The organism is Exiguobacterium sp. s5, from assembly GCF_018618075.1.
GTDB classification, from domain to species: domain Bacteria; phylum Bacillota; class Bacilli; order Exiguobacteriales; family Exiguobacteriaceae; genus Exiguobacterium; species Exiguobacterium mexicanum_A.
On sequence record NZ_JACSLK010000006.1, the window covers coordinates 97,758 to 109,949 of the forward strand.

Genomic DNA, 12,192 nt, shown 5'->3' on the forward strand with positions numbered 1-12,192 from the left:
CCTCCTCTTGATGAATCGCTTTCAGAACATATTGTACGAAAACCTAGGGGGGTATGTGTGTCATTTTTATGGGATTCATGTGACAGTTTCTTCATAAAAAAAACACAAGTGGCGAAGGGGTCATTTCGCCGCTTGTGTTGCTATCATTTCGCCTTATCGGCCCATACTTTCGTGAAGTCTTGAAGCATCTCGTCGCCTGTCTTTTGACCGCCAACGTATGCTTGCATCAGTGCGCCATACTCGTTGACCGCACCATCCGGATACTTGAACCAGTTCCACGAGATCGTCTTGCCTTCGTTTGAATAGGCCAAGATATCGTCTGCAAGTGGTCCAAGGTCGTTCGCTTCAATCGATTTGAACGCCGGGATAAATTTGAACTTGTTGACCATGTAATCTTTACCCGTATCAGACGTCGCCATCCATTCGAGGAAATCCTTCGCTTCTTCCTTATACTCGGAGTTTTTGTTGACGACCCAGTTGTTCGGGACACCGACAGGGAGGCGGTCCATCTTCTCTTTGTCATCATTGATTGGGATTGGCACGAAGCCCATCTCAATGTCCGGGTTCACGTCAAGAATCATCTGTTGCGCCCAGTTTCCCTGTTGAAGCATCGCCGTCTCACCTTGAGCGAACTGAGTGACTTGCGTGTTATAGTCCGTCGTAAGTGGATTTTTATTTCCATATTTGATTGTGAGGTCGAACAGTTTCAAGAACTGTTGGAATTGCTCGTTGTCCTCGAATTTTCCTTTATTTTCGTTCAGCGCCTGGATAAACGCATCCGGATCGTCTTGCTGCGCCATCGGAATGTTGAGCAAATGGATACCGAGAATCCAGAATTCGGCATAACCGACCGAGAACGGCGTGATGCCTGCTTTATCCAACTTCTCAGCCGCATCCGTCAACTCAGACAACGTCTTCGGCAGTTCGCTGATGCCCGCCTTATCGAACAGCTCTTTATTATAGATGAAACCATAGCCTTCCAAGTTCATCGGCATCCCGTACAGTTTGTCGTCCATCGTCATCGGTTCTTTGGCCACTTCGGTCAAGTCACCGACCCATTTCTCGTCCGACAAGTCTTCCAACTTGTCTTTCCACGTTTGTGCTTCGGTGAACCCACCGTTATTGAAGATGTCCGGTTCATTGCCTGACGCGAACTGGGACTTGAGCGCTGCCCCATAGTCAGCTCCGCCGCCGACCGTTTGGACGGTCACTTTGACGCCAGTCTCTTCTTCGTATTCTTTCGCCATCGCCTCGAGGTCTTTGGCGATTTCCGCCTTGAACTGGAAGACGTTCAACGTGACGTCTTGTTTGTCCCCGCTATCCGCGTTCGCATCGTTCGATCCTTCATCTTCCGTAAGCGACCCGCCGCCACAGGCCGCAAGAGTCAATACCATCCCAGCCGTCATCACGGCGGTCGATAATCTCCATTTACGTTTCATTTCGCTTCCTCCCTAAGTATAGAGTCGACAATCATGATTCCAATCGGTACACCCTAACTTTAGATGAAAACGCTTCCATTATGTAGGTGTCAAAATTGACGTGTAGGGTGGAAAATGTTGCACAGAAAACCAGGACTTTCTTATTGAAAAAGAAAGTCCTGGTTTTAGTTTCTTCTATATAATTACAACAGGCTGATTCCGGCTTCTTCACACGCGGTGATCATCTCACTCGGCCAAACCGAAGATTGGACTTCGCCGATATGGCGGGCACGAAGCAAGTACATGGCGACACGGGATTGCCCGATGCCCCCTCCGATGGTAAGCGGGAGGCGTCCTTCGAGGACGGCTTGGTGGAACGGGTACTTCCGTTTCTCTTCGGCACCGGCTGTAGCCAACTGCTCAGCGAGTACCGTCTCGTCGACACGGATCCCCATCGACGACAATTCGAACGCCGATTCGAGTTCCGGGTGCCAGACGAGGATGTCGCCGTTGAGTGACCAGTCATCGTAGTCGGCCGCACGACCGTCATGCTTATCGCCTGAGGCGAGTGCACCACCGATTTGCGAGAGGAAGACCGCACCGTACGCTTTACAAATCGCGTGCTCACGTTCTTTTGGTGTGAGCGTCGGGTAAAGGTCTTCGAGTTCTTGGCTCGTCAAGAAATGAATCGACTCTGGCAAAATCGCCTCAATCCCGTACATCGATTCGACCGTCTGTTCCGTCTCGCGGAGTGCCGCGTAAATCGATTCGACCGTCGCCTTCAAGTACTCCGTCGTCCGGTGTTCCCGGGCGATGACGCGTTCCCAATCCCATTGGTCGACGTGAAGCGAGTGCGTCGCGTCGAGCTCTTCATCACGACGGATGGCGCGCATCTGGGTGTACAAGCCTTCCCCGACCTCGAATCCGTAACGGCCGAGCGCTTCTCGTTTCCATTTCGCGAGCGACTGAACGATTTCAAGTTCGTGTCCCGGATACTGCGTGTCGAACTGAATGATGCGTTCGACGCCGTTCAAGTGGTCGTTGACACCGCTCGCCGATGTGACGAACAGCGGGGCCTGCACTTGTGTCAACCCAAGCGCCGTGCTGAACTTGTCTTCGAATGTCGCCTTCACTACTGTAATCGCCTGTTGTTTCGCTTTCATCTTGCTTGTTGCTGTCGTTGTCATGTTTTCTTCCTCCAATTGTGGGATTTTGGGACGGAGCAATAGAAAAAAGCCCTCCAATCCCATGGACTATGGGACGGAAGGCTTCAAGCTCCGCGGTGCCACCCAAATTAGTAGACGAATCTACTCACTTTTTCGAGACGAACATCTCGTAGTTCCGATAACGGGGAACATTCCGGCTACGTCTACTTGCAAAGCGTTCGGGTAGCGACTCCAGGAGGTTCTTCGACAGAGATTTCAGTCCGGGCTCTCACCTTCCCCGGCTCGCTTTGCTTACGTCTTCTGTGTACTCGTCCTTTCAATGTCGTTCACAATTGAATTGACCCAATTATTATAAATATTCCGACGAATGTCAACAGCTTTTTTCAAAAAAATTCTCCCCCGTGTAGCGGACGGGGGAGACCCTTGGGAAGGGTTATTTGATCGAGCCGCTCGTGATCCCTTTGATAATATGCTTTTGCATACCGAAGAAAAAGACGAGGAGCGGAACGATCCCAAGGACTAAACCTGCGAGTGCCAAATCCCATTGTTTTGTATATTGTCCGAAGAAATAGAACGTCGCGAGCGGAATCGTCCGCAGTTCGATGTCTCGGAGGACAAGTGAAGGTAACAGAAAGTCGTTCCAAATCCAAAGGCTGTTCAAGATGACGATCGTCACCGTGATCGGTTTTAAAAGCGGGAACACGATGCGCCAAAAGACGCCCCACGTCGAGCAACCGTCAATGATGGCTGCTTCTTCGATTTCTTCCGGAATCGACTTCATAAACCCGTGATATAAGAACACGGAGATGCCTGACCCAAACCCGAGATACATGACCATCAGTCCCCAATGGCTGTTTAACAACCCGAGTACGCTCGATACTTTCACGAGCGGAATCATGATTGACTGGAACGGGATTACCATCGCCGCGACGAACAAGAAGAAGATGACCGTCGAAATCCAATGTTTCGTCCGGACTAGCTTCCAAGCCGCCATCGATGTGAACAGCACGATCAGTAGGTTCGCGCCGGCCGTGATGAGGAGCGAGTTCAAGAAGACGCGTCCGTAGTTCATCGCCTCCCATGCCTCTGAATAGTTCGAGGCGAGCCAAACGTTCGGCAAGGCAGACGTATTCGTGTAAATCTCGGCGATCGATTTGAACGAGTTGACGATGACGTAATAGAACGGGACGAGGTACAAGAGCCCGAGTAAAATCGCCACCAGTTCGACGAGACCGAGACCGGCCGTATATCCACCCGCCCGCAGCGGCTTTTGCGGCAACAATTGTCGTGGTGCCTGATCGATATTCGCTTCGATGCGTTCAATTTTTTCCGTCGTCATGCCTCCACCTCCCGCTTTTTCGTCAAGTACACTTGCGTGACGGTAATCGCCGCGACGACGAGGAAGAAGATGACTGCTTTCGCCGAGCCGAGTCCGTAGTTGTTATTCACAAACGATTCGGTATAGATGTTCAAAGCGAGCATCTCCGTCGATTTGAACGGCCCGCCGTTCGTCAGTGATAAGTTCGTATCGAATACTTTGAACGACCATGAGATCGTCAAGAACAGACAAATCGTGATCGACGGCATGATCATGGGAAGGGTGATATGACGAAGCATCTTCAACCGGTTTGCCCCGTCGATTTTAGCCGCTTCGAGTAAATCTGTCGGCACATTTTGGAGCGCCGCGATGTAAATAACCATGACATAGCCCCCACCTTGCCAAATGGCGACGATGACGATGCCCCAAAACGCCGTCTGAGCGTCACCTAGCCACGGCAGCTCGAACAGACTCCACCCGGTCAGTGCCCCGATTGATTCAAAGCCCTTCACATAGATAAACTGCCAAATGAACCCGAGAATGAGCCCGCCAATCAAGTTTGGCATGAAAAAGACGGTGCGCAGAATATTGCGCGTCTTAATGTTCATCGTCAATAGTAAAGCCAATAGGAAGCCGACGATATTCGTCAGCACCACGGCCACGAGCGTATATTTCGTTGTGATCCAGAACGAAGCGCGGAACTGTTCATCTTCAAATAAAATCCGATGGTAGTTGTCCAGTCCGACCATATTCAATTGCCCCGTCACACCGTTCCAATCTGTGAAACTGTAATAAATCCCGTTGAAAAATGGAATAAGCACGATTGCCACAAATGCCAAAAAGGCCGGACCAACGAATGCGATAAAACTCGCCGGCTTCTTCCAATTTCGTCTCCGTTTGATTCGTTTCGGTGTTTCTGTCATGTTCATCGCCTCCACTATCAACTTACCTTCCTGGACCAAAAATGAAAACGGATACATTTGACGGAAAGGGTGGAATATATTGCACTCAATGGGTGAATTCTACGAAGCGATGGGTTATGATAAACTCAATGACAACACGAACGAGTCTTCCCCAACGAAAGATTAAACCTTGATTCCGGGTCGATTCACGAATGAAATGGACTAAATAGATTACAATGTTCGAAAGTGGAGGGATTTTATACATGACGACGATTAAACCGTTATCCGACCTAACAATTGCCCAACAAGCCGAGATGCTACCTGTCAAAGAGATTGCGGAAAAACTCGGTTTACAAGAAGATGACCTCGATCTATACGGGAAATATAAAGCCAAGTTATCATTCGATGTCATCGATCGGATGGCGACTCGAGAAGACGGGAAACTCATCCTCGTCACGGCGATCAATCCGACTCCAGCCGGTGAAGGAAAGTCGACCGTGACCGTCGGACTTGGACAGGCGTTGAATCAACTCGATAAACAAGCAATCGTTTGTCTACGTGAACCATCACTCGGTCCGACGATGGGCTTAAAAGGCGGTGCGGCCGGCGGCGGTTTCAGCCAAGTGTTGCCGATGGAAGACATCAACCTTCACTTCACAGGTGACATGCATGCGATCACCGCAGCTCATAACACGATCAGCGCCATGCTCGATAATCATCTTCATCAAGGGAACGACCTCGGGATCGACGTCCGTAAAATCGTCTGGAAACGTGTCCTCGACTTGAATGACCGTGCACTTCGTCACGTGACGATCGGACTCGGCGGCAGTGCCCACGGGGTACCACGTGAAGACGGATTTGACATCACCGTGGCGTCCGAAATCATGGCCATCCTCTGCCTCGCCGACTCGTTGACCGACCTTGAGACGCGCATCAAGCGCATCGTCGTCGCCTACGATCAAGACAACGAACCGATCACGGCCGAACAAATCGGGGCGGCTGGTGCCGCGACCCTGTTGTTGAAAGAAGCGTTCAAGCCGAACTTGGTGCAAACACTCGAACAGACGCCCGCGCTTGTTCATGGTGGTCCGTTCGCCAACATCGCTCACGGCTGCAACTCGTTGATTGCGACAAAAACTGCGCTCAAGCTCGGTGAATACGTCGTCACCGAAGCCGGATTCGGAGCCGACCTCGGTGCCGAGAAGTTCTGTCACATCAAGTCACGCATCGGTAAATTAAATCCGGACGCCGTCGTCCTCGTGGCGACAGTCCGTGCCTTGAAAATGCATGGTGGCGTCGCCAAAGACCAACTCCACGTCGAGAACGTCGGGGCCGTCGGGAACGGATTAAAACTTCTTGCCAAACATGTCGAGACGATGGGGAAACTTGGCTTGCCGACCGTCGTCGCCCTCAACCGATTCAATTCAGACACGACCGAAGAGTTGGCGGCCGTCCTCGACTGGTGTGAAGCGAACCACATTCGAGTGGCGCTCAGTGAAGTGTGGTCAAACGGAGGCCAAGGCGGACGTGCGCTCGCCGAGGCCGTCATCGAGACGATTGAGTCGAATGAGAGTGCGTTCACCCCGCTCTATGCGTTGACCGATTCGATCGAACAAAAAATCTTGACGATTGCCCGTGAAGTGTATGGGGCGGCCGACGTCACCTTCACCGCGACCGCAAAAAAACAAATGGCTCAAATCGAAGCGAACGGCTGGCAACACTTACCGATTTGTATGGCGAAGACACCGTTCTCGCTGTCAGACGACCCGACGAAACTCGGCTACCAGCACGGGTTCACTGTGACCGTAAGAGAGTTGAAACCGTCGGTCGGCGCTGGCTTCCTCGTCGCCTTGACCGGAAACGTCTTGACGATGCCAGGTCTGCCGAAGCAACCGGCCGCCTTGAATATGGGAATCGACGAGACCGGTAAAGCGATCGGATTATTTTAAACGACACGGAGGGATACAGATGGACGTCACGGAACATACGTATGCGGACGGGTATCGGACGCATGTGCTACACATTCCCACCTCACAACCAATTGGAAATTGCTTCATCTTTCACGGTATGCTCGAGCATCACCGACGATATGTCGAATTCGCTGATTTTTTGTCAGAAATTGGTTTTAACGTATTCCTATGCGATCTCCGCGGTGCCGGTTCTTTGGCGCGGGATCAGTCCACTTACGCCCACTTGTCTCCACATGAAGGATTTGATCAAATGGTTGATGACGCTATCTCACTCCTCGATCACTATCAAGACGAGTTGCCGACTGTCGTCCTCGGCCATAGTTTCGGCTCACTGCTCGCCCGTCGCCTCGGGCAACGGTTAGGTCATCGCCTGGCTGGCGTCATCGCCGTGTCTCCGCCTCCACATTCGGGATGGATCGGGCGGATCGGACTGTATGCGATCGATTTGGCCATCCGGTTCAAAGGGAGCCAATATGAATCTCGCTTTTTCGAACGCTTGCTGTTCGGACGATACAACTTAAAGTTCTTACCCGCCACGACCGAGAGCGATTGGATTTCAAGCGTTCCAGAAGAAGTATCCGCCTATGTAAACGACCCGGATTGCGGTGGCATTCCGACGCTCGGCTACTTGCATGAGGTCGCCCGCGCCTCACTCGATGTGACGTCCACTGCCCGGATTCACGAGCATCCGAAAACGTTACCCATCTTGTTCGTTGTCGGGGCTGACGATCCGGTCGTCCATGACGGTGAAGGACTCACGGGAATCGTTCGTAAACACCAAATTGCCGATATCGAGTTGACCGTTCTCTCCTATGACAATGCCAGACATGAGATTTTGCGTGAACGACAACGACAAGACGTGTGGACCGATATCGGCGATTGGATGCATCAAACCGTACAAATCGAAAAAAAAACCTCCATTTCCTAGGAGGTTCTTTTTTCTTTCCATAATAATACATCACTTTTCTAATTCATTTACCTTTTTTGTAATTTACATTCTTCTTTCCAATTTTTAAGTACGCTATACTTAGACCGCACACTACATGAATACATACATGTTGATCTGTATTCACCGAAAGGGGTAACACATTGAAGCCAACAATCACACGATTGAGCACGGCCGTCCTCATCTCTAGCACAATGTTGAGTACGCTTGTTCCCGCTCATTCATATGCAGCAACATACGAAGGAACCGTGAATACATCTATTTTAAACGTACGTTCCGCCACTTCGACCACTTCGGACATTGTCGGGAAATTGACGCAAGGCGAGACCGTTCAAGTGTACACAACGAACGATAACTGGGCCCAAATCGAATTCGAGGGCGAAAAACGCTACGTGTCGGCAACGTATTTGACATTGAAATCAACCGTTGAAAAAACAGCGACGACAACGGCATCGGCCTACACAGCGGACGCGAACGTCAACTTGCGTTCGTCGACGTCGACTTCTGCCGTCATCCTCACGACGATCCCGAAAGACGCGACCGTGACCTATATCTCTTCGCACGGCGCGACCGGCTCGTGGATGAAAGTGACTTACGGGAAATATACAGGTTACGTTGCAGCCCGCTACTTCACACCGACGACGCCTGTCGAAACGCCTTACTATGCTGTCAAGACAGCCGTGCTGTATGACTCGACAGGTTCAGGGGCGACGAAAATCGGAACGATTCCGGCAGGTGCCAAAGTGACGCACCTCGCCTCACTCGGCGCGACCGGTTCGTGGTTTAAAATCGAGTACGGCTCGACCGTTGGATACGCCCCGGCCCGGAACTTCTCGACTTCGCTCTTGACACCGGAAGCGACGACCCCTTACTTTGCGGTCAAGAACGTCGCTCTCTATAACAGTTCCGCCTCGGGCGCGACGAAAATCGCGACGATCCCACTCGGTGCCCAAGTCGAACAACTCGCGATGCCAGGGCTGAGCTCATCTTGGTTCAAAATCCGCTACAATGGCGTGACCGGCTATGCGGCAGCACGTAATTTCTCAAAGACAAAACCAGAAACCGTCGTGCGGACGCCTTACTATGCCGCTCGTGACCTCGTCTTGTATAAATCATCAGCTTCAGGGGCGGAACGTCTACGGACAATCCGAGCCGGTAGCAAAGTGATACAAGTGTCAGAGGCCGGACTCGCAAGTTCGTGGTTCAAGATTGAATATGATGGCGTGACCGGCTATGCCGCGGCTCGAAACTTCTCGACGACTCCGCCAGAAGTGATTGTGATCAAACCTTATTACGCGATTCGCAACGTGGCGATGTATAGTTCATCGGCTTCGGGTGCGACGAAAATTGACACGATTCCATTCGGCGCGAAAATCGAGCAGATTTCGCAGAGTGGATTGTCGAGCTCATGGTTTAAAGTACGTTACGACGGGAAAACGGGCTATGCAGCTTCACGCCATTTCTCAGTCGACAAACCGGAGGTGATCGTCGTGACCGATTATTATACGACGCAACGAGTCGTCCTCTATGACCGGTCTGTTTCACCGAAAACAAAAATTGCCGTCATTCCGACGGGAACGAAAGTTCAGCAAATTTCTGAGGCTGGCTTGACGAGTTCGATGTACAAAATCAAGTACGGCTCGCTCACGGGCTATGCGACCGCCGCCTATTTCGCCGACAAACCACCGGCTCCAGAAGAACAGTTAGAAGCTGAACGGGAAGTCGAGGTCGTCGTCGCCAACAATGGCACGTTGAACGTCCGGACAAAACCGGTAGACGGGAACGTTATCGGTACGCTCGCTAACGGAACGGTCGTCAAAGTGAAACCAATCGTCGGCAGCGACTGGGGTGTCATCTCGTACCTCGTCAACGGTTCGCTCGTAAAAGGGTACATCTCCCTCACGTATACGAAACCGTACACGCCGCCTGTTGCCGGCAGTAAAGAGATGGTGATCACAGAGACTGCTTATCCGTATACGCTCGCGACGATGGTCACGAAGCAGCGCAACGTGTTCGCCCAGTCGGACGCATATCGCGCCGCGAACGCGTATGTACCGAAATCATACATCACTCGTGCGACAACGACTGCCACGACCGGGACGATCGCCTCGACAGAGCTATTTACAACTTCATTCCAGTACTTGAAAGCAACCGCCTCATCATCGGCTGCCAGCTTGACTAGCCTCTCGAGCAATACGAAGCTCGAATATCTCGGCACGCAAAAGGTCGGCTCGACGACTTGGTATAAAGTAAAATCGGGTCTATTGACGGGATATGTCAGCGCCGCCAACGTTGCTGGAAACGTCAAGGTGTTGAAAGATGCCTCATTGACGGCGCACTCGTTCGGGGTGATCAACCCGGGTGAGACGGTGACCATCACCGGTGAAATCGGTCAGTATTACACAATCAGCTACTATCGCCCGAGTGGATACAATATTCGCGTCTATGACCGGAATTGGCGTCTTGCGACGGATGAAGAAATCACACGTCAAGTTTCACCGACTTCGTTCGCCACGACGTCACGTGAATATTTCCAATTCCTCGACTTGTCGAAGAGTGCAGATTTGACAGCGACCGTGTTGAACAAATCGCTCGTCGGCAAAGGAATTTTAGCAGGCCGTGGCCAAGCGTTCATCGATGCCTCACGTACGCACAACGTCAACGAGATTTATCTGTTGTCGCATGCGTTATTAGAGACGGGACACGGAACGTCCGCACTCGCCAACGGGACAGTCGTCTCGAGCGTCGACGGCAAGGCCGTCACGCCGAAGACCGTCTACAATATGTACGGCATCGGTGCGATTGACGGGAACGCCCATGTCAAAGGTGCTGAGCGCGCTTATAAAGAAGGTTGGTTCACACCGGAAGCCGCTATCATCGGCGGGGCCAAGTTCATCGGCGACTCGTATATCAACAACCCGAGCCGGAAACAGAACACGCTCTATAAGATGCGGTTCAATCCGAGCAATCCAGGTACGTATCAATATGCCACCGATATTTCGTGGGCAACAAAACAAACGGCCAATATTTACAACATGTATCAACAGCTCGACGCTTACACGCTTTACTTCGAAGTTCCGAAATTCCAGTAAGACACAAAGAGACACGCAGCCGACGTTGGCGCGTGTCTCTTGTTATGTCCACTCGATCGAGTCGATAATCGATTCGATCTCTAACTTCTCATTCGTCACTTCATCGGCGACATACGTCAAAAACAAAAGTCGCTTCCCGTCTGTCAACGACCATACGTCGAGATGCATGCCGTCTTCAATTCCGCTCGCGTAGGCCGTCGTCATGCCGCCGGCCTCCGACGTGACGCTTGGGGCGACTTTGACGTCGATTGGGAACTCACCTAAAAACGTGTTCAACTCTTGAAGTGCGGCGTCACTCGGGGCTTGCGCTTCCTCCGCTTCATAGATAGACATTTGAAGCGTCCCTTGCGCATCTGCCTCGACAGAGTAAAAACTGACATGGTCTTCTTCTTCGTTGTATTCAAAGTGTTCTGGGTAGTCTAGACGGATCCAACCGTCAATTTCGTATTCCTTCATGCTGTTTGCTCCTTCGTTTTCTTGAATGCCAGCCCGGTCACCATTTTCGCTTGAAGCGCATATTTGAGACGCTCCGTTACGTAAAGGCGTTGGCTGTTTCGATCTTGGGCAATCATATGCCCGAATAAATTTAGTCTCACGGTTTGCCGTGACAAAAAATAGAGCCGATCCGGATCTAACGGTCGATACTCGCCCGAATCTTCAAGATGTTCAATCTCGAAACGGCGTAACACGTTGAGTGCGCAGTATTGATCCGTCTTTCCGGTGCTCGTGTGCAACTCGACTCGAACGAGTTGAATATCATATGGGCATAAGTTCATAAAAATCGGGCCGATTCGTTCGTGGATGAGCAGGACACCCATATCCGTCTCAATCAAATCGGGAAGTGCCTGCATGTCTTGAGAGATACTCAAGACGACGTAAGGGCGTTCAGTCGGTGCGAGCAATTCCCCTTTAAAAAAGCGGAATCGTTGGATGCCGGTCAATACACGGGCCCGCCAGGCACTCCCACGAGCTTCCGCTTCAATCCGATATAGCCTTTCTCGACTCACGACTACTCCCCCTTCATCTGTTTGAGCGACGCGACGAATCGTTCCCACTCCTGGTCGTCACAGACGACCTTACTTTCAATTCCCCATTCTTCATCGATAGTCAAACGTACTTCGTTCGTTTCGAGATGACGCGTGAGCTGTAATGCCCCGATTTGGACGAATAACGGTTCAATGATGAACTGATCGGTCGCCGGACTGACCCATTTCAAGCGCTCTGTCCGGAGAATCACATGCCAATTCGCCTCACGGCTGATCGAGAATGTCCATTGGCGCAGCTTCGTCTCATGATTGATTTGTTTGCCTTCTTTCATCATCCGAAAGCCCTCGCTCATCATCTGTAAATAGGATTTACGCTCACTCATGCCCCATCCAC

10 protein-coding genes and 1 other annotated feature are annotated in these 12,192 nt (G+C 51.4%); of the genes, 3 read left to right on the forward strand and 7 right to left on the reverse strand.

Annotated features, from left to right (window positions below; all coding sequences use genetic code 11):
- Positions 1–143 precede the first annotated feature (143 nt).
- The 4 genes from KNP60_RS12540 to KNP60_RS12555 form a co-directional block, all read right to left on the reverse strand.
- Positions 144–1,439 (reverse strand): ABC transporter substrate-binding protein, encoded by a 1,296-nt coding sequence (locus tag KNP60_RS12540; RefSeq protein WP_034781154.1) that lies wholly within the window; start codon positions 1,437–1,439, stop codon positions 144–146.
- Between the two features lie 182 nt (positions 1,440–1,621).
- Positions 1,622–2,605 carry an aspartate--ammonia ligase gene (gene asnA, locus KNP60_RS12545; RefSeq protein WP_138859955.1) on the reverse strand — a complete coding sequence of 328 codons (984 nt, stop codon included), beginning with the start codon at positions 2,603–2,605 and terminating at the stop codon, positions 1,622–1,624.
- Between the two features lie 66 nt (positions 2,606–2,671).
- Positions 2,672–2,913 (reverse strand) — a binding site (T-box leader).
- Between the two features lie 104 nt (positions 2,914–3,017).
- The gene (locus tag KNP60_RS12550) at positions 3,018–3,923 is read right to left on the reverse strand and encodes a carbohydrate ABC transporter permease (RefSeq protein ID WP_251131399.1); all 906 of its coding nucleotides are present in this window, start codon (positions 3,921–3,923) and stop codon (positions 3,018–3,020) included.
- Positions 3,920–4,825: a carbohydrate ABC transporter permease gene (locus KNP60_RS12555; RefSeq protein WP_034781156.1), complete on the reverse strand. Its 906-nt coding sequence runs from the start codon at positions 4,823–4,825 to the stop codon at positions 3,920–3,922. The genes KNP60_RS12550 and KNP60_RS12555 overlap by 4 nt, the downstream gene beginning before the upstream one ends.
- Before the next feature lie 242 nt (positions 4,826–5,067).
- Here KNP60_RS12555 and KNP60_RS12560 point away from each other — a divergent pair, with 242 nt between their 5' ends.
- From KNP60_RS12560 to KNP60_RS12570, 3 genes are all read left to right on the forward strand, one after another.
- Positions 5,068–6,753, forward strand: a complete 1,686-nt coding sequence (locus KNP60_RS12560) for a formate--tetrahydrofolate ligase (RefSeq protein WP_214754266.1) — start codon at positions 5,068–5,070, stop codon at positions 6,751–6,753.
- Positions 6,754–6,772: 19 nt separating this feature from the next.
- Entirely contained in the window at positions 6,773–7,702 is a 930-nt protein-coding gene (locus tag KNP60_RS12565) for an alpha/beta fold hydrolase (RefSeq protein WP_214797600.1), read from the forward strand.
- Positions 7,703–7,863: 161 nt separating this feature from the next.
- Positions 7,864–10,812 (forward strand): SH3 domain-containing protein, encoded by a 2,949-nt coding sequence (locus KNP60_RS12570; RefSeq protein ID WP_214797601.1) that lies wholly within the window; start codon positions 7,864–7,866, stop codon positions 10,810–10,812.
- Positions 10,813–10,854: 42 nt separating this feature from the next.
- Here the strand turns inward: KNP60_RS12570 and KNP60_RS12575 are convergent, their stop codons facing one another.
- From KNP60_RS12575 to KNP60_RS12585, 3 genes are read right to left on the reverse strand one after another with little or no spacing between them, the layout of a single operon-like run.
- Entirely contained in the window at positions 10,855–11,268 is a 414-nt protein-coding gene (locus tag KNP60_RS12575) for a hypothetical protein (protein ID WP_034781164.1), read from the reverse strand.
- Complete coding sequence (locus KNP60_RS12580; protein ID WP_034781166.1) at positions 11,265–11,819, reverse strand: hypothetical protein; 555 nt, start codon at positions 11,817–11,819, stop codon at positions 11,265–11,267. The genes KNP60_RS12575 and KNP60_RS12580 overlap by 4 nt, the downstream gene beginning before the upstream one ends.
- A 2-nt stretch (positions 11,820–11,821) precedes the next feature.
- Positions 11,822–12,181 carry a hypothetical protein gene (locus KNP60_RS12585; RefSeq protein ID WP_214708704.1) on the reverse strand — a complete coding sequence of 120 codons (360 nt, stop codon included), beginning with the start codon at positions 12,179–12,181 and terminating at the stop codon, positions 11,822–11,824.
- Between the last annotated feature and the right edge of the window lie 11 nt (positions 12,182–12,192).

Bases quoted from the DNA above. Each gene is read 5' to 3' on its own strand.
- KNP60_RS12555 (WP_034781156.1), bottom strand. From the start codon at position 4,825: ATGACAGAAACACCGAAACGAATCAAACGGAGACGAAATTGGAAGAAG.
- KNP60_RS12540 (WP_034781154.1), bottom strand. From the start codon at position 1,439: ATGAAACGTAAATGGAGATTATCGACCGCCGTGATGACGGCTGGGATG.
- KNP60_RS12550 (WP_251131399.1), bottom strand. From the start codon at position 3,923: ATGACGACGGAAAAAATTGAACGCATCGAAGCGAATATCGATCAGGCA.
- KNP60_RS12575 (WP_034781164.1), bottom strand. From the start codon at position 11,268: ATGAAGGAATACGAAATTGACGGTTGGATCCGTCTAGACTACCCAGAA.
- asnA (WP_138859955.1), bottom strand. From the start codon at position 2,605: ATGACAACGACAGCAACAAGCAAGATGAAAGCGAAACAACAGGCGATT.
- KNP60_RS12560 (WP_214754266.1), top strand. From the start codon at position 5,068: ATGACGACGATTAAACCGTTATCCGACCTAACAATTGCCCAACAAGCC.
- KNP60_RS12585 (WP_214708704.1), bottom strand. From the start codon at position 12,181: ATGAGTGAGCGTAAATCCTATTTACAGATGATGAGCGAGGGCTTTCGG.
- KNP60_RS12565 (WP_214797600.1), top strand. From the start codon at position 6,773: ATGGACGTCACGGAACATACGTATGCGGACGGGTATCGGACGCATGTG.